This is a genomic window from Planococcus halotolerans (assembly GCF_003289955.1).
Classification (GTDB): Bacteria; Bacillota; Bacilli; order Bacillales_A; family Planococcaceae; genus Planococcus; species Planococcus halotolerans.
The window spans coordinates 108,592-129,667 of sequence record NZ_QLZR01000006.1 but is presented as its reverse complement, the minus strand read 5'-3'; the positions used below and the strand labels follow the sequence as shown (position 1 = coordinate 129,667).

Annotated in this window: 21 protein-coding genes; 13 read left to right on the top strand and 8 right to left on the bottom strand. The window is 45.4% G+C overall.

Annotation, left to right across the window (positions count from 1 at the left end; genetic code table 11):
* Nucleotides 1-11: 11 nt before the first annotated feature.
* The 7 genes from DP120_RS14105 (at nucleotide 12) to DP120_RS14075 (ending at nucleotide 4,172) form a co-directional block, all read left to right on the top strand.
* Nucleotides 12-521, top strand: a complete 510-nt coding sequence (locus DP120_RS14105) for a DUF6115 domain-containing protein (RefSeq protein WP_233786015.1) — start codon at nucleotides 12-14, stop codon at nucleotides 519-521.
* A 15-nt stretch (nucleotides 522-536) separates the two neighbouring features.
* Nucleotides 537-974: a YaaR family protein gene (locus tag DP120_RS14100; protein WP_112224309.1), complete on the top strand. Its 438-nt coding sequence runs from the start codon at nucleotides 537-539 to the stop codon at nucleotides 972-974.
* A gap of 89 nt (nucleotides 975-1,063) precedes the next feature.
* On the top strand, nucleotides 1,064-1,414 hold the full coding sequence (locus tag DP120_RS14095) for a PilZ domain-containing protein (protein WP_112224308.1): 351 nt from the start codon (nucleotides 1,064-1,066) through the stop codon (nucleotides 1,412-1,414).
* 134 nt (nucleotides 1,415-1,548) lie between these two features.
* Nucleotides 1,549-2,052, top strand: a complete 504-nt coding sequence (locus tag DP120_RS14090) for an SRPBCC family protein (RefSeq protein WP_112224386.1) — start codon at nucleotides 1,549-1,551, stop codon at nucleotides 2,050-2,052.
* A gap of 123 nt (nucleotides 2,053-2,175) precedes the next feature.
* Complete coding sequence (locus DP120_RS14085; protein ID WP_112224307.1) at nucleotides 2,176-2,727, top strand: hypothetical protein; 552 nt, start codon at nucleotides 2,176-2,178, stop codon at nucleotides 2,725-2,727.
* A 14-nt stretch (nucleotides 2,728-2,741) separates the two neighbouring features.
* Entirely contained in the window at nucleotides 2,742-3,515 is a 774-nt protein-coding gene (locus tag DP120_RS14080) for a hypothetical protein (protein WP_112224306.1), read from the top strand.
* Between the two features lie 39 nt (nucleotides 3,516-3,554).
* On the top strand, nucleotides 3,555-4,172 hold the full coding sequence (locus tag DP120_RS14075; protein WP_112224305.1) for an NUDIX hydrolase: 618 nt from the start codon (nucleotides 3,555-3,557) through the stop codon (nucleotides 4,170-4,172).
* Nucleotides 4,173-4,261: 89 nt separating this feature from the next.
* Here DP120_RS14075 and DP120_RS14070 read toward each other — a convergent pair whose 3' ends face one another.
* The 7 genes from DP120_RS14070 to pxpB form a co-directional block, all read right to left on the bottom strand.
* The gene (locus DP120_RS14070) at nucleotides 4,262-6,718 is read right to left on the bottom strand and encodes a S8 family serine peptidase (protein WP_112224304.1); all 2,457 of its coding nucleotides are present in this window, start codon (nucleotides 6,716-6,718) and stop codon (nucleotides 4,262-4,264) included.
* Between the two features lie 173 nt (nucleotides 6,719-6,891).
* Nucleotides 6,892-8,346 (bottom strand): S8 family serine peptidase, encoded by a 1,455-nt coding sequence (locus tag DP120_RS14065; RefSeq protein WP_112224303.1) that lies wholly within the window; start codon nucleotides 8,344-8,346, stop codon nucleotides 6,892-6,894.
* Nucleotides 8,347-8,495: 149 nt separating this feature from the next.
* Nucleotides 8,496-9,131 (bottom strand): response regulator, encoded by a 636-nt coding sequence (locus DP120_RS14060; RefSeq protein ID WP_112224302.1) that lies wholly within the window; start codon nucleotides 9,129-9,131, stop codon nucleotides 8,496-8,498.
* Nucleotides 9,132-9,136: 5 nt separating this feature from the next.
* Nucleotides 9,137-10,555: a sensor histidine kinase gene (locus DP120_RS14055; RefSeq protein ID WP_240612022.1), complete on the bottom strand. Its 1,419-nt coding sequence runs from the start codon at nucleotides 10,553-10,555 to the stop codon at nucleotides 9,137-9,139.
* A gap of 459 nt (nucleotides 10,556-11,014) precedes the next feature.
* Nucleotides 11,015-11,785 carry a LamB/YcsF family protein gene (locus DP120_RS14050; protein WP_112224301.1) on the bottom strand — a complete coding sequence of 257 codons (771 nt, stop codon included), beginning with the start codon at nucleotides 11,783-11,785 and terminating at the stop codon, nucleotides 11,015-11,017.
* Entirely contained in the window at nucleotides 11,785-12,747 is a 963-nt protein-coding gene (locus tag DP120_RS14045; protein WP_112224300.1) for a 5-oxoprolinase subunit C family protein, read from the bottom strand. The genes DP120_RS14050 and DP120_RS14045 overlap by 1 nt, the downstream gene beginning before the upstream one ends.
* Entirely contained in the window at nucleotides 12,731-13,429 is a 699-nt protein-coding gene (gene pxpB / locus DP120_RS14040) for a 5-oxoprolinase subunit PxpB (RefSeq protein WP_112224299.1), read from the bottom strand. Before pxpB ends, DP120_RS14045 begins: the two co-directional genes overlap by 17 nt.
* A 453-nt stretch (nucleotides 13,430-13,882) precedes the next feature.
* Here pxpB and DP120_RS14035 point away from each other — a divergent pair, with 453 nt between their 5' ends.
* The 6 genes from DP120_RS14035 (at nucleotide 13,883) to brnQ (ending at nucleotide 20,345) form a co-directional block, all read left to right on the top strand.
* A complete protein-coding gene (locus DP120_RS14035) occupies nucleotides 13,883-14,530 on the top strand; it encodes a TetR/AcrR family transcriptional regulator (protein WP_112224298.1) in 648 nt (215 codons plus the stop codon).
* Nucleotides 14,517-15,416 (top strand): ABC transporter ATP-binding protein, encoded by a 900-nt coding sequence (locus DP120_RS14030; protein WP_112224297.1) that lies wholly within the window; start codon nucleotides 14,517-14,519, stop codon nucleotides 15,414-15,416. Before DP120_RS14035 ends, DP120_RS14030 begins: the two co-directional genes overlap by 14 nt.
* The gene (locus tag DP120_RS14025; RefSeq protein ID WP_112224296.1) at nucleotides 15,416-17,020 is read left to right on the top strand and encodes an ABC transporter permease; all 1,605 of its coding nucleotides are present in this window, start codon (nucleotides 15,416-15,418) and stop codon (nucleotides 17,018-17,020) included. Before DP120_RS14030 ends, DP120_RS14025 begins: the two co-directional genes overlap by 1 nt.
* Before the next feature lie 170 nt (nucleotides 17,021-17,190).
* On the top strand, nucleotides 17,191-17,847 hold the full coding sequence (locus tag DP120_RS14020; protein WP_112224295.1) for a LysE family translocator: 657 nt from the start codon (nucleotides 17,191-17,193) through the stop codon (nucleotides 17,845-17,847).
* Between the two features lie 60 nt (nucleotides 17,848-17,907).
* Nucleotides 17,908-18,687 (top strand): glucose 1-dehydrogenase, encoded by a 780-nt coding sequence (locus tag DP120_RS14015; protein ID WP_112224294.1) that lies wholly within the window; start codon nucleotides 17,908-17,910, stop codon nucleotides 18,685-18,687.
* 293 nt (nucleotides 18,688-18,980) lie between these two features.
* A complete protein-coding gene (gene brnQ, locus DP120_RS14010; protein ID WP_112224293.1) occupies nucleotides 18,981-20,345 on the top strand; it encodes a branched-chain amino acid transport system II carrier protein in 1,365 nt (454 codons plus the stop codon).
* A gap of 70 nt (nucleotides 20,346-20,415) precedes the next feature.
* Here the strand turns inward: brnQ and DP120_RS14005 are convergent, their stop codons facing one another.
* Nucleotides 20,416-21,069 carry a GntR family transcriptional regulator gene (locus tag DP120_RS14005; protein WP_112224292.1) on the bottom strand — a complete coding sequence of 218 codons (654 nt, stop codon included), beginning with the start codon at nucleotides 21,067-21,069 and terminating at the stop codon, nucleotides 20,416-20,418.
* Between the last annotated feature and the right edge of the window lie 7 nt (nucleotides 21,070-21,076).

Below are 21,076 nucleotides of genomic sequence, written 5' to 3'. Positions count from 1 at the left end.
AAAGACAGGTGATGGCCATGGAATGGCTGCTGATTTTACTTATTTTATTGGCGATAGCCGTGAATATACGATCGTTTATAGCGTTAAATCAATTCCAGAAACAGCGCAAAATCATGCTCGAAGACAGGGAAGCCGTCAATTCGAGCATGGAAGAGTTTGTAGCGAATCTCGAGCAGGAAAATGATGAACTCTATAACCGATTAGTGGAGCATATTGCCCAAAAAGAAAGCCGTATGGAAAAACGGATACGCGAATTGGAACTGAAAAGCGACAATGGAATCGTTGTTGAATCAGTGGACAAGCTGCCAGTTGCACCCAAAACCAAAACGGTGAAACAAAAGAAAATGGCTAAACCGGCAGAACCGGAAATCGATCCCAAACTGCCTGAAAATGAAAAAATTGAACAATTGCATAAACAAGGATTTTCACCGGTGCAAATTGCCAAAGTGGTTGCGGCAGAGCGCGGTGAAATCGAATTGATCATCAATATGTATAAAAAGAAACAAAGCTATCAGAAGTAAGATGGGGTGATTGCTATGCGCATTGAAAGCCAGACGAAAATACCGGGTGACCGGATTCAGAAAAACACAGTGGAAAGCAAATCGATCGACTCTTTTGCCAATGTCATGAAAAAGTCGCAATCGAAATTGCAATTGGATGCCTTGCATCAATTGATGAGCCGCGTCGACGCCCAAGGAGAAAAGCTGGGGGAGCAGCGCACCTTTGAAAATTTACGGGATTATAAAAATCTTGTGAAAGAATTTATGAGAGAAGCCCTAAGTTTTGGTATACAATTAACTGATAAACAAAGCTTTTCTCCTGGTGGCGGAATGAAAAATCATCAAATAGTGGAAGTCATTGACAAAAAATTGATTGAACTTCAGGACGAAGTGTTAAATAATGAAAAGGAAGGCTTGGATACGCTCCAGTCAATCGGAGAAATCAAAGGCTTACTGATTAATTTATACATGTAAAGGATTTGTCTGAAGTTAAAAAGGGTCTTCCCGCTTAATTTCCTGCTTTTGCATGGTTAAAGAAGAGAGAAGATTGAGGGGAGAAAGAAATGAGCGAAAATCGCCGCGAGTTTTTCCGTGTAATTTTTCATGAATCGGTCAATGGCAAAATCACCCGCCTCGGGGAAGCTCCAATGTCTATAGTGGTGGACAATATCAGTGTAAACGGTATGAGATTTAACTCGCCGGTCAATATTCCGATGGGCGAAAGGCTGGAATGCAGTTTTGAGATATTGGAACAGGCATTTCTGCTTGAAGGCACCATTGTAAGAAAGTCGACGAGAAATGACAGAGTCGAATACGGAGTAGGTTTTACAATCGATCAGGAAACGTCATCGCAATTATTCAAACATCTTAATTATTATCAGATCCGCCAAAGAAAAGGTTCATACGCAGATTGAGCATTATTGCAGAGGAAGCTGGCGCCGCGAAATTTCGCGGCGCCAGCTTTTTTATATCCGAAAAGTTGAAAGGGAAGTATGTTAAAATAAATTACAAGAACATTCCGTTAATTAATATAGAAAGGAGCGAAAAGATGAAAAAGACAGCGACAATTGTACTGACGATGGCACGGAGGATCAATGCGAATTCAAATGACGTATTCAAAGCCTGGACCAAACCGGAGCTGATGAAAAAATGGCTGTTCACGACGGAGGCTACGAATGTGGTTGCGAAAAATGATCTGCGTGCGGGAGGGAAATGGGAGATTATTGACCGGCGGGAAGGAGAGGAGTACCGCGCGACGGGTGAATATTTGGAAATCGATGCGCCTCACCGGCTGGAATTTACTTTTGAAATGCCTCAATTCAATAATTTACAGGATCAGATCATCGTCTGGGTTTCGCCAGTTGGAAAAGCTTGCGAAATGACCTTTAAACAGGAGATTACAGTGCCTCATGAAGAGAGTTGGGGACCTGAAGACATCAAAAGCGCAATGAAAGAGTACAGCGAAGAGTCGGAGGCAGGATGGGACAAGATGTTTGAAGGGTTGAAGCAATTAGTGGAAACCGGAGAAGTCAGAGCCATGGACAGTAAGTGAATAGCTGAAGCACAGCAGCTGCCGCCCACAATCTCATTGCGGCAGTTTTTTGGTGAAACCTTTTCGAAGGGATTGCTACTAATAGGATATAAAGCTGCAATTTGCAGGAGAGGGCGGTCGGCTATGAAAAATATACTGTTGTTATTAATGATTGCTGTAATGATTGCCGGGGTTGTGGCTTGGCCTGCTGCTGCCAGTGCCTGTTCGTGTATAGAACCACCTGGCGTGGCGGAAGAATTGGAGCGCTCCGATGCAGTATTCAGCGGAAAGGCGATTCTGGTCGATGAAAAGCCGGTGCTGTTTTCAGCAGCGACACGATCTGTTGTTTTTCAAGTTGCCCAGGTCTGGAAAGGACCCGCACATTCACAGATAAAAATAAAAACTGGTCAAGGTGACGGAGATTGCGGCATTAATTTCAGTGCCGGACAGGAATATCTGGTGTATGCAGTGAAATCCGAGATGTACGGAGCAAATGAGCTAACGACCATCATTTGTGACCGGACAGCTGTTTTAAGCCAGTCGCAAGGAGATTTTGCGGTGTTGGGAGAAGGGCAGGAACCGACAGAGGAAGTGGATTTGCTAGGCCGCAACGGATGGCTTTTGCCGCTGGCAGGATTTATTGTATTCGGGATAATCGCTTTTACAGTTTACCGAAAAAGGAAGACAATAAAATAGGGTGGGTGGAAGAGATGAAAGCACCAGAGGAGATACTGGCCGTATGGCGAAAATTCGACGATTTTCCGATGGAAACGCTGACGAAGGCGTGGCTCTATTCGAAACAGTCAAACCGGAAACAAAGAGATGTTGAAGCCATGAAACAGCATCATAAGGAATTCGGCGTCACAGGAAATTGCTTTGACTTGGCCATCTGGTTATTGGATGCATTTAAAGAAGCGGGGATTGAAGCTTACCCGATCGGAAGCGAGCTTGGGACAGGTGATGACCATGCTGCAGTTATGGCTGTCGACCGCAAGGGGCGCAGGTTCTTATGCGATCTGGGGGACCAATGGCTGCAGCCGATTTTGATAGATGGTGATGATGTAGCTTACACGGATGAAAAATTGGCAGGTTTTTTTCCTGGCGCAGAAGTGCAGGTGCTTCCGGAAAAGGATACCTTTAAAGTGGTTTATCACCGGCTGAACGGCAAGTTTTCAACGCAAATTTATTCAACCCTTCCTGTGTCGATGAAGGAATTCCTCGCAGCGGCGGATTTTTCGCAGAGCCATGTGTATCCGAAACCATTGTTGGAAGTGCGTTTGCCGTGGGAAAATGAAACTGCGCACTGGGAATTCTGTAATTGGAAAAGCTTTTTAAGCACAAGCAAGGGACTCGTTGAAGATCCGCCACTTTCAACGATTGATGAATGGGTGGAAAGAATTCACGAAAAGACCGGTTATGACAAAACGCTGTTAAAAGAATCGCTGGAATACTTCAAGGGTCTCGAAGAATCCTCTGCGTCTTGAGGCCTTTTCTGTTCCTGCAAAGAAAAGAGGTTTAAACGAATGGATGAGGAAATGATTACAGCTTGCGAGGAAGATGGCACGCCAATCGGAATCGCGACGCGTGAAGAAATACATAGAAAAGGCCTGTGGCACGAGACTTTCCATTGCTGGATCGTGGAAATCGAGGATGGCCTCCCTTATATTCACCTGCAACTGCGCAGCCCCGACAAAAAGGATTTCCCCGACCTGCTTGATATCAGCGCAGCCGGACACATCCTTGCACACGAATCGGTCATGGACGGTGTCAGGGAAATCGAAGAAGAACTGGGCATTGAGGTGAAGTTCGAAGAGCTGATTCCCCTCGGCATCATTAAAGATCAGCTTTCGCTGCAAAATTTCAAAGACAATGAACGATGCCATGTCTATCTGTATAAAGCGGCACAGAATCTGGATGAAACGTACCACTTCCAGAAAGAAGAAGTGGCAGGCATGTTCAAATTCGATTTTCAGGACTTTGCCGATTTATGTATAGGTGCCACGGAAAGAATCGATAGTGCAGGGGAACTTGCCACGGCGAAAACACCGTCACAAAAGAGTATTACATTGGCGGATCTCGTGCCGCACGGGGAGTCCTATTTGGAGCAGGTAGTGAAGGGGATACAAAAGGAATTAGGCTGAAATAAAGAAATTTCTGCGATAGAGGATCTTTTATAGAAAATAAAAAACCCGCAAACCAGCCGATTTTGGCAGGTTTGCGGGTTTTTCGATTAATTGGTGAAGAATACTTCATAATGGCGGCTGAATGCTACAGCAAAGTCTCCGCGAAGAACTTGTTCGCCGGGATTAAAGACAGCTTCTACAGTAGGTTCCAAGTCATATTTTCCTTGAGTGACTGAGAACTGGGCATTAAGAATATTCAAATCCAAGGCAAGCTGGACGTATGGTTTTAACTCGGCAGGAATAATGTCCTGGTCCTTAATGGTGACACGTTCATCTTTATACTGAACCGTAACGTCACCGCTGAATTCTTCGGCCTGTTTTTGCAATCCAAGGCTTTGCACTAATGAGTAGGCAAGTTCAGCTTTTGTTACGTTGCCTTTCGGATTGAATGTTCCGTTGTCTTTAGTGTTCATGACACCGTCAGATACTTGGCTGTAATCACGGAAGGCCGCTCCTTTGGCTGTAACTGCTTCAGCGTAAGGAGTAACGGAAGAATCCGTATCGGTAAAGCTTGGTGATGCCGGAAGGCTTTGGCGGATTTCAGCGCCCATTACCAAGTAAGTGGCCAAATCCGCTCGGGTCAGTTTATCATCAGGTCTGAACTGGCCTTTTGCATTGGAATCGAATAGACGGTTTTTAACGCCCATTGCGATTGCCGGTTCTGCCGGATGACCTGCTACATCAGTTAATCCTGTAATTCCGTTTACCTTGGTGAATGAAATATTCCCTTCGACTGTTTCCGGCACTGCCAGACCAATCGGATTAAGGGCATCACCGTGCAAGCCGCGCACTTCAGCTTTCCACTCGCCGGCCTGCGGATTATTTACAATTACAGTACGATCATAAGTCGTCGCGAATAAAAGGCTGATTCCTGAGCTGTATTCAGTGCCGTCTGGAGCGATCAGCACCAAATTCACAGGATTTCCTGTCTCTCCAAGAAGACCGGCAGCATTCACTTTTGCATTTACTGTAGAAACACCTTCTTCAACAGTAAAAGCGTGCTGGTTACTTACAGAAACAGTGTAGTCGACAGAAAATGCCTCTCGTGTTGTTTCTTCGGATACATTTGCATTGAAAACTTTTTCACTGTTTAAAGTTTCACCGTATGTTTTAGTATTGAATACTGCATCGATAGCTGCATAAGCATTCACATAACCTGCTCCGACTTCCCATGATTCATAGCCAGGCATGTTTGTTGCTGTTTGCTGAAGAACAGTTTTTACTTCATCAGGTGATAGCGTTGGATCTACTTCCAACAGAAGTGCAGTGATTCCAGCCACATGCGGCGTTGCCATCGAAGTTCCGCTCATAGTTGTGTAGTAAGGAAGGTATGCGGGTTCAATAGTAGCAGCATCTGCATCCGCTGAAAGAGCTGTAAGCGGTGACACAGTTCTTGTTGAAATGATATCGACTCCAGGAGCTACAATCGAAGGCTCATCTGCCCATGTCCATGTTTTGCCTTGAAGTTCAAAAGTTCCGCCTACCCCTTCTGTTCCGCGAGAGGAGAAGTCAGCAAGAGTACCGTCTTTTTCACCAGCTCCAACTGAGATTACCCACGGAGCTTTCGCATAAGGGTTATGTGTGTTTTCACCTGGACCAGCATTGCCTGCGGCGAATAAAACAACGATTCCGCGGTCATAAGCTTTTTTACTCGCAAGGTTGATCGGGTGGTTCGGATCAAAGTCTCCTGAAGAGCCCCACGAATTTGTGATGACGCGGATATTATATTCGTTCTGATGCGTAACCGCGTAATCGAAACCGCCGATTCCATCAAGGACGAACAGAGCTCCGCCGGAACCGTAACCAATCAGATCAGCGCCAGGTGCAGCACCTTCGTATTTTCCGCCGGAAAGTGCACCAGTACCACCGACCGTTCCTGCTACATGCGTACCGTGACCGGAGTTAGTGTCAGTGTTCGGTACATTTTCAGTGTAAGAAACAGGAAGAACACCTGTAATGCTTTGGAGGTTCGTAGTACCTAAAACGTTTTGAACAAGATTTCTTCCGAGTTCATGGTCTTTATGAGTGCCATCTACTCCGCTGTCGTTGACGACAACGCCGATGCCATCACCGGAAACCGGCAAGCCGCCGTTCAGTTTTCGGAATGAGTCATCCTGCTGAGCTTTATCGACGCCTGTGATCAGGTTGGCATCGGAATTGAAATATTCCAATTTTTCGTTGAGATAAATGGATTGGACTTGTTCATTGTTTGCAAGTTGTTCAATTTGTTGCTTTGTTGCAACAGCGCCCACAATCGGAAGGCTCTGCATACTTATGGCGGATTCAATTCCTAATCCTTCCAACAGTGACAGCTGAGCTTCTGTGGGCTTCTCATCTCCCCGGAAGGTAACAATCACCTGGGCAACTTCGGCATTGCCGAGAACCGACCAAACTTTTTCGTCCACCACTGCTGCAGTAGAAGAAACTGTGTTGTTTGCATTAACGGACGAGAAAGCCGGGAAGATAAGAAATAACATCATGACGATTAACAGGATTCTTTTCATTTACTCATTCTCCTTTTCCAAATAGTTTGAAAACTTCTAGTTAATTATCATCTGCCAGCGATATTTTGCCTATTAAGCAAAGGGTCTATTTTTTACACCCTCATGGACTATCTGATTTACTACCAAAGGAGTAGCATAAAAAAACGCCCCTTCGGGTAAAGGGGCGGGAAAACTTAGTTATTGGCATTTTTTTTCGAAGTTGTTACTGTTTCTGTTTTTAATAATGTAATCGCTTCGTATGCATTTACATACCCTGCGCCGGCTTCCCATGTTTCATAGCCTGGCATTGGTGTAGCGCTCTGCTGCAATAGTGCTTTTACCTCAGCAGGGGAAAGAGTCGGATCCACTTCGAGAATCAAAGCGATGATGCCGGCTACATGGGGAGCAGCCATTGACGTCCCGCTGAAAGTCGTATAGTACGGAAGGTGGGCAGGTGAAATACCTGATGTATCCTTCTCAACGCTTAAAGCTGATAAAGGTGAGATCACACGCGTTGAAACGATATCAACTCCTGGAGCAGTAACGGTTGGACGGTCTGCCCATGTGAAAGTTTCACCATCAATTACTACAGTGCCACCTTTATCTTTAACGCCGCGTGAAGAAAAATCAGCGAGCTCCATCGATGAATTGCCTGCTGCTACTGTAACGACCCAAGGTGCTTTCTTATAATTTCCTGAAATGGTAGATTCACCAGGACCAGAATTTCCGGCTGAGAAAACAGTAATGATACCGCGTTCATAGAGTTTCTTGGTCGCAATATTGATCGGGTGGTTTGGATCAAAATCAGTATTGGAATCGCTCGTGTCACCCCATGAATTCGTGATGACGCGAATATTATATTCTGTTTGATGAGTAAGTGCGTAATCAAAGCCGCCAATTGTGTCCATAATAGCTATCCCAGCTCCAGATCCATAACCGATCAGGTTGGCTCCCGGTGCTACTCCTTCATATTTACCGCCTGACATAGCGCCTGTACCGCCGACTGTTCCGGTAACATGTGTTCCGTGTCCAGAAGAGGAATCAGTATTAGGAACGTTTTCAAGGTAAGCGATTGGAAGGAGACCGACTGTGCTGTTCAAATTTATATTTGCCATAACGTTTTGAACCAGGTTCTTTCCGAGTTCATGATCTTTATGTGTGCCGTCGACACCACTGTCATTGATCACAACGCCAATATTCTCTCCGGTGATCGGCAAGCCGCCGTTTGCAGCTTGGAAGTCCGCGTCTTCACGCACTTGATCAACACCGGTCAATGAAGTAGAAGATTCGTTATCATATTGCAAAGGGGCATTATAGTAAATAGATTGAACTTGTTCCAAAGCTGCCACTTTTTCAACTTGGTCGGCAGTTAATAATGAACCTACAAAAGGAAGGTTTTGAAAAACTACCCCATTTGAAACTCCTATATCCTCCAGCAGCTGAAGGCTTGCTGAATCTGCCTGTTCCACATCTTCAAATGTAATGATTACTTCAACAGGAAGCAGGCTGTCTGCCAGTACTTGCTGAAGGCGTGGATCGATTATGGCCCCCTCTGTTGAAGCTGAAGACTTTTGGTTAAAAGAATATGGATTAAAAGCTAGGCCAATTGCTAAAGTGAAGATACTAAAAAGAACTAAAAACTTCTGCATAAAATTCCTCCTACAAATTTCAGAATAGTTGATCTTCTATATTCTTTCATTATCATGACAATAAAGCCATTCAACTACAGACCTAATTTAGGAGCTTAAAAAGGCGTAGGCAACTACTGCTTAAGTAGTAGTTGCCTACGCCTGAATTTTTATCTTAAAGGAACCAAGTTATTTTGCACTGCGAAAATAATCGCCTGTGAGCGGCTCTTGACATCAAACTTTTTGAAAATATTGCTGACATGGATTTTTACAGTTTTGTCGCTTATGTAAAGCTTGGAGGCAATTTCCTTATTGGACAGCCCTTCTACAAGTGCCAACAGAACTTCCATCTCGCGCGGGGTCAATGAATTATCTTCTGTTTGATTTTCATGCTGATGCATCGACAGCAGTTTCTTGGTCATAGTCGGCGGAATTACCGATTCTCCGTCAATTACAGTGCGGATGGCTCCAATTACATCCTTAGAAGGTGAATCCTTCAATAAGTAGCCGTCAGCGCCTTCCCTAATTGCGGCCATGAAATATTCGTCATTGTTATACATAGTCAGAACAATGATTTTAATCGCCGGATATTTGCTTTTTACCCATTTGGTCAATTCAATGCCATTCATATGCGGCATATTGATATCCATCATGATTATATCCGGATTGGTATTTGGCAGCATATCCATCAATTGCTCACTGCCTGTTGCTTCACCAGTTACTTCCATGTCATCTTCTTGCGCAATGAGTGTTCTTAATCCATCCCGTAAAATAGCATGATCATCTACCAATAGTACTTGAATCATTTATTTTATCCCCCTTCGAACCCCATTTTCGGTATTCTTACAATTATTTCAGTGCCTTTTGTTTCGCTGCTTTCAATTTGGAGGGTAGCCCCGATTTTTGCTGCATCTTCATTCATTTGCAAAATACCGTAGTGGGGTTCCTTCATCGCCTTAGTCATAGCCTCATATAAAGAAAATCCTACCCCATCATCTTTGATTTTCAGGAAAATCTGCTCTTTTTGGTAACTGAGCAAAATATTCAAAGAAGAGGCACGTGCGTGTTTAATGCAGTTCTGGATACTTTCCTGTGTGATCGAATAGATTACTTTTTCCGTCAATAAGCTTAATCGCGTTTGAACTCCGCGCATTTCAAATGAAATATCAACATCATTATTAGTATCTTTTTTCATTTCGTCTATCTTTTTCTTTATAGCCATATCCAAACTCAGACTTTCAGTAGGGTAGGGGCGAAGGGCGTAAATGGAGTCCCTTATCTCTTTCAGCCCTTCGCGCAAAGTACTATTGCTGTCGTTAATCATCTGCTGCGCATCCGCCGGGTGTGACGGGATTTTTCGGGCAGCGCTGTCGAATTTCATAACTGCACCGGCCAGAGTTTGAGCAATTCCATCATGGATGTCATGCGCGATTCGATTCCGTTCCTCCAATAGAATTCGCTGTTCTTTCTCACTGAATAGCTGTTGGGTCTTCAGGAAAATGGCCAATTGATTTGAAATGGTCGAAATGGAATGAACATCTTCGACGACAAAACTATTTGTCCGGATTTTCGTCAGGATCAGACAGCCGATCAGTTCATTATCCAACAGAAGAGGAGCATAAACTGCTGCCTGCATATTTTTATCAAAACAACCTGATAAGGGAGCCTCATCAAGGTTTTGTTTGTTAAATACCTGTGTAGAGCGTACTTTCTCCAACTTTCCGAGATCCATGGATCTAAGGGTTTCATGCAGATCGAGACGACTGCCTTGTGAAAATGCGAGTTTCCACCCGGTTTGATCATCTTTGGTGAATAAAAAGCTTTCTTCATAGAAAACGACATCACTCAGCAGCCGCTTAATATCTTCTTCCCATTCCTTAACTGGAATTGTTTTATTTAATTCGGAAGAAAAATGGAACAATGCTTTCAATCGTTGTTTATCTGCGCGTAAACGAAGAATAATTGAACTGATGATAGCAAGAAAGATCAAAGGGGACAAGAAGAAAAAATAACTGAAAATATCCACTTCCCCCCGATTTTGCCCACCCAGGTAATAGAGGAGAAAACCGTATAGAAGCGAGATGCTGAAACTGAAAAGCTCTCCTCTTCCTTTTTCCGCCCAGATTTCTACTGTGTATTTTTCCGGACGGAGAAAAAGGACAATATCTACAATGAAATTATTAAGAAGGTAGAAAAAAGCGATGAAAAAGAATAAAGAAACGAAATTCATCCATACTTCCCGTGAATCGAGTAAGGGTAGGAAGTTACTCTGGAAGAAATGGGCTCCTGCCAAACTGAGAACAAGCTGTGCAGGATTAAAAAAGATAATCCGCAAAGGTCTGCGATTGATCCAAGTCGTCAGTAGAACTCCGATAAAATAAAGGATGATGGTAATTTCGATCCCATAAATAAGATAAGTCAGAAATATGATGGGAAAGGCGAGAGAAGAATTCCCTTTTCTGAAGGGCATCGGGTAATGTTCACATATAAAGATAAAAGAAAGAAGGAGTAATAGTTCAAAAGGTTTTTCAATAGCTGGCAATTGCAGCAAAGAATAGAGGGCTAGGGACCAGCCGATCAAAGAGACAATCATCATGAATAATTGGGCGCTTTGGTGTCTGGCGGCTATCTTTTTCAAACTTGGTTCACCTGCTTTAGATCATATTTTAAGTACGTTGAAAACGTTCGCTTATACAATTTCCGAAACCTTCGTCGGTGTGATGCCGGCTTTCAGCAAGGATGCCGAAATTTTTTCAGCAAACGCCAAAGCATCCAGGCCATCTCCGTGAATGCAAATGGTATCGGCTTTCAATTCGGCATCAATTCCCTCGAGAGTCATCACTTTGCCTTCGCGCACCATCCGCACAACACGCGCAATCGCTTCACTGGAATCGGTGATCAAGGCGTTGGCTTCGGAGCGGGGTGTAAGAGAGCCATCTTTCTGATAAGTGCGGTCGGAGAATACTTCGTTAGCCGTTCGCAGACCGATTTCATTGCCTGCTGTGATCAGTTCACTGCCGGCAAGCCCGTATAGGATCAATGCAGGATTTACGTCATAGACTGCTTCTGCAATAGCTTCGGCATAAACAGCATCTCTCGCGGCCATATTATATAGAGCGCCATGGGCTTTGACGTGTTGCAGAATGCCGCCTTCCGCATTGACAAAAGCCGACAGGGCACCAATCTGGTAAACGACGATGTCATAGATTTCCTGGGCAGACAGGTGGAGATTGCGGCGGCCAAAGCCCGGCAGGTCCTGAAAGCCTGGGTGCGCGCCGATGGCTACATCTTTTTCGAGCGCCAGCCGAACAGTTTGGTGCATCGTAGCCGGATCCCCAGCGTGAAAACCGCAGGCGATGTTGGCCGAACTTACATAATCAAGGATTTCTTCATCCCGGCCAAGTTTATAAACGCCGAAACTCTCTCCCATATCACAATTCAAATCAACTTTATAAGTCATCACGTTTCCTCCCTTTTATATTTTATTGCCCGTTTCAAACGATTTATCTTTTTTTCCTGAAGCTTTAGCAGATGCTGTGCTTCTTCGACGCTGACTTCTTTGAACCGCAGACGGTCTCCAGGTTTCAACTGGCTGATGAGCGGCAGATCAACGGTGACGACTTCAGCGATTTTCGGATAGCCTCCGGCTGTCTGGCGGTCGGCCATCAAAATAATTGGATTGCCATCCACCGGCACCTGGATGGAACCGAAGACCACGGCCTCAGATGTCATTTCCTGTGCTTCTGCAAGTGCCAAGCGAGGTCCGTCGAGACGGTAGCCCATGCGGTCCGATTGGGAATTTACAGAAAAAGTTTCTGATAAAAAGTGTTTTCGGCTCTGTTCGGAAAACAATTCGAACTGGCGGCCTTTCGTTATCCGGATCACCGGGTTGGAAGAATAGGAGGGTGAAGGTACAAACCAGGACCCATTTTGAGCTGCTGATTTCTGAACGGCGCTTGCTTCGCCGATTGCCAGTTGGTCGCCGGATTCCAAAGCGCGTCCCTGATATCCGCCAAGCTCTGCACGTGTGTATGTGGAGCGGCTTCCCATCACTGCCGGAACATCAATTCCGCCTGCAACCGCCACGTAGCAACGGCTGCCGGTTCGAGGCTTACCAAACGTCAGTGCTTGTCCTTTTGCTACAGGAATCGCCCGCCAGCATCCCACAACTTTGCTGTCCAATTGGGGAGTGAGATTGCCTCCGCAAATCGAGATGACGTGGTCTTCAACAAAATGAATAGAGGGTCCCATTAAAGTTATTTCCAGTGCCGCCGCGTTTTCTTCATTGCCAACGAGCAGGTTGGCCATGCGCAGTGCATAGGGATCCATCGCACCGGATGCCACAACACCATATTGTTGGAAGCCTGTTCGCCCAAGATCCTGTACGGTTGTCTGCATACCGCTTTTACGTATGGTCAGCATTTTCTTTTTCCTCCAAAGTTTGATATTCCTCAGCTGTAATTCGGCGAAAAACAATAGTATCTCCCGCCCGCAGCAGGCTCGGAATTTCTTTTTTCGGCAAAAACAGCCGGGTCGGCGTGCGGCCGATCAATTGCCAGCCGCCTGGTGTGGAAATTGGATAGACGCCGGTCTGGTTCCCAGCGATTCCGACACTTCGCTCGGGAATGCTGACGCGCGGAGATTGTCTGCGCGGTGCTGCGATTTTTTCGGACATGCCGCCGAGATATGGAAATCCCGGCGCAAAGCCGATCATGTGGACGGTATAGCTTGTTCCAGTATGAATCGCTATCACTTCTTCCGTGCTCAAGCCATTGTGCTGCGCCACAAATTCAAGGTCAGGTCCATGGTCACCGCCGTAGCAAACAGGGATCTCGACTGTGCGGGGCGGTGAAGGCGTGATTTGGGAAGCTCCTTCCAGCAGAGCGGCCAATTCTTTTTTCACGTCCTCGAAATTGATGAGAAGAGGATTGTAGACTACGGATATTGTAGTAAATGCCGGGATATACTCAGTCATCCATTGTGGGCTATTCGCTTCGAGAAATGAAGATATCGCAAGTATCTCTTTTTGCGTATGTTCATTTATTGCGGTACCGACTTCAATGACGATTGCCTGGTCACCGAGCGGAGAAAAAGAATAATCCATGAACACCCTCCTGTTTCTTGATTAATCTGATTATTTTATAAGTATAGAGCTTTAAGGAGGAGGACGGAAGGGGAAGCGAAAGTAATATTGGCTGAGAATTGACGAGTTGGGAATAAATCGGGGGAAGTTGGGAGTATTTCGACCAGAGTTGGGAGTAAACAAAAATTCGCCAAAGAGGAGCCGTCGCGATTCCTCTTTTTGCGACTGGTTTGCTGAGTTGGGCATATTTTAGGGAAAGTCGGGCATATTCTGTCTGAAGTTGGGCGTATCTCAACCAAAGTTGGGCATAAGTATAAATCTTCGAGCCGCTGACCGTTATTCTAGAGCATGAACATAGTTTTTCTGCTGTCTATAAGATTTCATTATTTTCTGTAAATTAATATTGACCACCCTGGTCGACAGGCTTATAATGGAATCGACCGGAGTGGTCTAATGAGGAGGCGGAAATAATAAATGGAAAAATTCAAAGGCCTCGATGAAGAGAAGCAGCAGAAAATATTGGATGCGGCGTTAATGGAATTTGCGGAGCACGGCTACGAAAAAGCTTCGACAAACCGGATTGTAAAAGAAGCAGGCATCGGCAAGGGAATGCTGTTTTATTATTTTAAAAGCAAAAAAGATTTATACGAATTTTTGGCGGAATACAGCCTCGATTTTGTGGTAGAGAAATACTTTTCCCGGATCGATATGACGGAAGCGGATTTTATCGAACGTTTAAAACATACATCGCAAGTTAAGTTTGAAGCACAAACGGAAAATAAAAATGTATTCAACTTCCTGGGCACATTTATGCTGACGGCGGACTTTAAACTAGCCCCGCATATACAGAAAAAATACGAAGCTATGCAGAAGACAGGGAATGCAATGATTTATGAAAATGTGGATTTATCGCTGTTCCGCGATGATGTTGATGTGCAAAAAGCATTTAAGCTGATTCGCTGGTCGATTGAAGGCTATCAGAATGAACTTTTGCACAAGTTGCAGGGACAAAGCATGACGTCGATTGATTTTAATCCGTATTGGGAGGAATTTTACGAATACCTGGAAATTTTGAAGAAAAGTTTCTATAAAAAGGGGAGCGGGATCGATGACTATTCTTAAAACGACAGGTTTAACGAAAAAATTCGGTGATTTTGCGGCGCTTGATGGCGTGGATATCGAAGTGGGCAAAGGGGAAGTCTATGGATTTATCGGCCCGAACGGTGCTGGGAAGTCGACGGCCATTCGTGTATTGCTCGGAATCCTGAAGGCTACGGAAGGGCAAGCGACGATTTTCGGTAAAGATGTCTGGAAAGATGCGGTCGATATTCACAAACGGGTCGCTTATGTACCGGGAGACGTCAATTTATGGCCGAACCTGACTGGAGGGGAAGTCATCGATTTATTCATCAAACTGCGGGGCGGCAACAATAAATCACGGCGTGAAGAGCTGATCCGGAGATTCGATCTGGACCCAAGCAAAAAATGCCGCACCTATTCAAAAGGGAATCGCCAAAAAGTGGCTCTTGTTGCGGCGCTATCTTCAGATGCCAATCTTTACATTCTGGATGAGCCGACTTCGGGACTCGATCCTTTGATGGAACGCGTATTCCAGGAATGTGTCCGGGAAGCGAAAGCGGAAGGCAAAAGCATCTTGCTGTCGAGCCATATCCTGTCGGAAGTTGAACAGCTTTGCGATAAAGTGGCAATCATCCGTCAAGGCAAAATTATAGAAAAGGGTACATTGAAAGAACTTCGGCACTTGACGGGGACGATGCTGCTGGTGGAAACAAAAGAGCCGATGCCAAATTTGGCTGAGGTCAAAGGTGTACAGGGAATCGAACAGAGAGATGGCGCATTGTCATTTCAAGTGGATCAGGAAGAACTCGACCATGTGGTCCGGTACGTCAGCGGATTTGGCATCATCCGCATGGAAAGTGCGCCGCCGACTTTGGAAGAACTGTTCATGCGCCATTATGAAGGGATTGGAACAGGAGGCGCATTGTAATGACCAATCAGTTATTCAGTGGGACCGGCAGCTTGAGCCGTTTTATCCTGCGCCGCGACCGAATTCGGATTCCGATATGGATCCTGAGCTTTGTCTTTGCGACAGTGGCTACAGCGGTGGCATTTATTCGGCTATATGAAAATGCGCAGGAACGGCAAGCTATAGCATCGACAATGGAAAATCCTGCGATGACGGCGATGGTCGGCCCGGGATACGGGCTCGCCAATTATACAAGCGGGGCAATGATGGCGCATCAGATGCTTCTGATGACCGCGGTGGTCGTCGGGTTGATGAGTGTTTTACTGGTGATTCGCCACACCCGCACAGATGAAGAAGAAGGGCGCATCGAAATGGTGAGGTCTTTGCCGGTCGGGCGGCTGTCCAATGTAGCTGCCACGTTACTGGTGCTGTTTTTGGTGAATATCGTGCTGGCGATTCTTACCGGCGTCGGTCTTTATGCCCTAAATATCGAAAGCATGGAGCTGGAAGGCTCGCTTCTTTATGGAGCTGCGCTTGGGGCAACCGGGATGATTTTTGCTTCACTTACGGCTGTTTGCGCCCAACTTTCGCATAATGCAAGAAGTGCTATGGGCTTATCCATTGGTCTTCTGTTGCTGGCCTATATTGTGCGGGCAATCGGCGATGTGGGGAGTGAAGCCGTCGCTTGGCTGTCGCCGCTCGGGTGGATCGTCCGTTCGGAAGTTTACGTCAATAATATTTGGTGGCCTGTATTGATGACGGTGGGTGCTGCCATCATACTCGGCGGATTGGCGATGTACTTGAATTCGATCCGGGATCTTGGCGCCGGTTTTCTGCCGGCGAGAGCTGGGAAAATCCATGCTTCTCCCCTATTGTTGAGTCCCTTTGGGCTTGCATTCCGGCTGCAGCGGACAGGATTTATTGCGTGGGCAATCTCGATGTATGTGCTGGGTGCTTCCTATGGATCGGTAATGGGCGATATGGAATCCTTCTTTGCAGATGTCGACCTCATGCAGGATCTGCTTGTACCGATGGAAGGGTTTTCGCTCGTTGAACAATTTGTTCCGACATTGATGGCAGTGATGACCATCATAGCCACAATACCGGTGCTTATGGCCATATTGAAGGTAAGAGGCGAAGAGAAGAACGACCGTATCGAGCATGTTTTGGGCCGAGCGGTTTCAAGAAATCGCCTGCTCGGCAGTTATTTGCTGATTTCTCTGATTGCCAGTTTTGTGATGATTTCGCTGGCCGGTCTCGGTCTCGGAACAGTGGCGGACGCTGTAATGGATGAAGGATTTGATGTAGGTATGGCTTACCAGGCGGCACTCGCCTATTTGCCGGCAGTATGGGCAATGATTGGTGTGACGGTGCTGCTGATTGGCTGGCTGCCAAGATTAACCGGCTTTATCTGGCTGTATCTCAGTTTTTCTTTCTTTGTCATTTATCTCGGCAGTTTATTTCAATTGCCGGAATGGGGGGAGAAAACAACGCCTTTCGGCTATGTCTCAGCTATCCCGCTGGAACAATTCGATTGGCTGCAGGCGACAGTACTGACAGCAGTCGCGATCCTGCTGATTGTAATTGGATTCGTCGGATACAATAAAAGAGATATCGGCAAATAAGTTTTTGAACCTTGTTATGGAACGGATTTTCGTTGCATAACAGGGTTTTTTTGTCAGGTATTAAACCAATGAAAAGTAATAAGAAAAACTGGCACATTTTGTGATATTGACCGGCGGAAACGGGTATGTAGGTAGCAACATCAGAAGCCGGTTGATGAGGGAGGTTCCCTATGGCCAGTGACCTAATGAGTTATATTTTACTTGGATTTTCTCTTTCCGTTCCGGTTGGCGCGATTACGGTTGAAATGATCAAAAGAGGGCTGCTCAACGGATTTTGGCACGCATGGCTAGTCGGCGTGGGCGGAATGTCAGCGGACGTGGTGTTAATGCTGTTGATTTATTTTGGCGTCGCTAACCTGCTGACTGGGCCAGCTGCGCAAATAACAATCTGGCTCTGCGGTTTTGTGGTACTGGTTTATTTGGGAATCGGCAGTATAAGGGAAGCTTTCCGCAAAATAGAACTGGGTTCGGGAAGAGAAAGACGGTCTGATTCGCTTGCTAAAGCTTATCTGGCGGGATTTGCAATCGCAATATCAAATCCTCTCAATATTATTTTCTGGATCAGTATTTACGGTTCAGTGCTCGCTACAACTTTGCAGTCAGTAAGTGGAGGCAAAATCCTCTTTTACAGCAGCGCTATTTTTATCGGAATTGCGATTTGGGATCTTGTTATAGCAGGATCTGTCCATTTTGGCAGAGGGTTTGCTGGAGAACGCTTTATGAAGTGGTTCTCCATTGCTGCAGGTTTAGCGCTGATCAGTTTTGGATTATCGTTCGGATGGCAGGCAGCTGCTAAATTGATATCGCTGATGATTTATGGCAATTAAGGACAATGAATCAGTTGCAGCCTCCTGTCTTTGAGTTCATCAATCAAAAGGAGTGGTCGTATGTATCAAGATTTAGCAGAAAAAACGGCAATTGTCACGGGATCTTCAAAAGGAATCGGCAAAGGAATTGCTGAGCGTTTCGGAAAAGAAGGAATGAATGTGGTTGTCGACTATTTAACGGATCCAAGCGGTGCGGAAGATACGAAGGCGGCAATTGAAGCGAATGGCGGAAAAGCCATAACCGTTCAAGCGGATGTATCAAAGGAAGAAGGCATTCGGACATTGATGGAAACGGCGGTAAACGAATTCGGTTCACTGGATGTTTTGGTCAACAATGCCGGTTTCAGTGAAAGTGCTCCTTCTGAAGAGTTGACACTCGAGAACTGGCAGCGTGTGTTGGATGTCAACCTCACTGGTGCTTTTATAGCGAGCCGTGAAGCGATCAATTACATGTCGGAAAACGGTGTAAAAGGAAGCATCATCAATATAACAAGCGTTCACCAAACAATTCCGAAAGTGGAAAATGCGCATTACGGTGTAACAAAAGCGGGTCTTAAAATGCTGACGGAAACGCTGGCGCTGGAATACGCAGAACAGGGGATCCGGATTAATGTCATCGGTCCAGGCACCATCAATACGCCGGCCAATCCGGTTCATGAGCAAGATGAAGAGACGAAGAAAAAGACATTGGCGAAAATCCCGATGAAAAAAATCGGGGAACCGGAACAAATTGCAGCAGCGGCAGCCTGGCTCGCATCATCCGAAGCGGATTATGTGACTGGCGCTACGTTATTTGTTGATGGTGGCATGACGCTTTATCCATCGCAATTGGAACAATAAACAGTGCTTTAAATTGGAAAGCTGAAGGACAGGATAAACGCCTGTTGTTCAGCTTTTTTAATTTATTGTTATTTCAAGAAAATTACACATAGATGCTTACTTAGTACCTATTTCATCGGAATAGACAGATTCTTAGAATATTTGTGGCAAAAACGGTTGATTTTTCGATAAAACGATGTAATATTACATTATGCAATATATCGCATAATGTATTTTAGGTCTGGTAATTATATTGAAAATATATAAAGGACCGATAGCAGTATATATAGAAAACAGAACGAGGAGGAAAAAGAATGGATAGTAAATTATCGTTTAAGTCGTATGCCATTGTCGGAATGATGTTGTTTGCTTTGTTTTTTGGAGCAGGAAACCTGATATTCCCTGCACAATTGGGTCAATATGCAGGGACGGAAGTCGGCATTGCAATTCTCGGATTTTTAATAACAGGTGTTGGTTTGCCGCTTCTCGGAATTCTGGCTATCGGCTATTCGAAAAGCAATGATCTTCAGGACCTTTCAAGCCGTGTGCATCCGCTTTACGGCATTCTCTTCACTTCTTTGCTTTACTTGACGATCGGACCGTTTTTCGCTCTTCCAAGAACAGGTGCTGTCGCTTATGAAGTCGGAATTGCACCTTTTGTCAGTGATGGTTCAATGGGAACGATATTGCTTATTTTCTCAATCATCTTTTTTGCCATTGCCATGTTCATTTCATTGAACCCATCTAAAATTGTCGACAGTGTCGGTAAATTTCTGTCACCAGCCATTTTGGTTACGCTCGCAGTGCTTTTGGTTGCAGCGTTCATCACTCCGATGGGCGAAGCGGGAGCTCCGCAGGGAGGCTATCTCGATAATGCATTTATGACCGGCTTCCTGGAAGGCTATAACACCATGGACGCGCTGGCATCGTTGGTATTCGGAATCATCGTCATCGCGGCTATCCGCAAAATGGGTGTCAACTCACCGAAAGGCGTTCTGACCGCTACACTGAAAAGCGGACTTGTAGCTGCGGCATTGTTGGCTATCGTCTATACGGGAATCGCGCTTCTCGGCGCAACGAGCACAGGTACACTTGGCCTGATGGACACTGGCGGACCGGTATTAAGTGGCGCATCCGCTCATTATTTCGGCACTTTCAGTGCTTTACTGATTGCTGTCATCATTTCACTCGCTTGTTTGACTACAGCAGTAGGGCTTATTGTTGCGAACGCGGAATTTTTCCATAAGCTGGCACCGAAAGTCAGTTATAAATTATTTGTCGTCATTTTCGCTGTTTTTTCACTCGTTGTTACAAATGCAGGTCTTTCCAACATCATTACGTATTCAATTCCTGTATTGATGTTCCTGTATCCTTTGGCAATTGTGCTGATCCTTCTGGCTTTCACATCGCCGTTATTTAATCACGCACGTGCTGTCTATATCGCGACAATTACTGTAACGTTCTTTATCGCAGTGATTGACGGATTCAAGACACTGACTGGCACACTTGGGGTAGAAAATCCGGCATGGCTTCAAACAGTCATTGATTTCTATGGGACGGTTCTGCCGTTGTACAATGAAGGGCTGGGCTGGTTATTGCCGGCTATCATAACAATTGTTGTTACCGGGCTAATCGCTTCGAGCAGAAAAAGTGAAAGCGTCGAAGCCGTAAGAAATTAAAAAGAAAATATAAGAAAAGCTGTTCCGAAAGCATATGCTTTCGGAACAGCTTTTTTTGATTGGGATGTTGTTATTTGGCATTCAGTTCTTCGATGGAGCGAATCCAATTGTTTTTTGTCAGCGAAGACAGGCGGTCGACATCTTTGTCTTTGAAAGCCTGGATAATTTCATCATGTTCGTTGCGTGAGGCTTCTGACAGTTCCAGTGAATGGTGGAAGAATTGTCTCCTGACATGGGACTGCAGGCGGCTGAGCATGATGGTGATGTAAGGGTTCTGAGCGGCTTCGATAATAATCCGGTGGAACTCTTCGTCTATTTTGAGCGCATTGAAACTGTTTTTTTCTTCAATTGCTTTGGCAAAGCGCTTGTTCGCTTCTTCCAGTCGCTCGATTTGCTCTTCGGTAATATTCGGGACAGCAAGTTCACCAGCCAATGCCTGCAAAACGGCAAGTGGAGGCAGTAAGTGCTTGATGTCTTCTTTATTGACTTCGGTGACAGTGGTAGCTTTTCCAGGATACATTTTCACAAAACCAACCATTTCAAGCAGTTGCAGCGCCTCGCGGATGGGTGTTCTGCTTAAATTGAGAGCTTGGGCCAATTCAATATCGGTTAACTTTTCACCTGGCTGCAATGTACCGTCAATGATCCATTGTTCCAGTTGGGAATAGGCACTTTCTTTGGCGCTCATACGGACAGGTTTTGAATGGTTAGTTGGAACCGGCATAATAAAT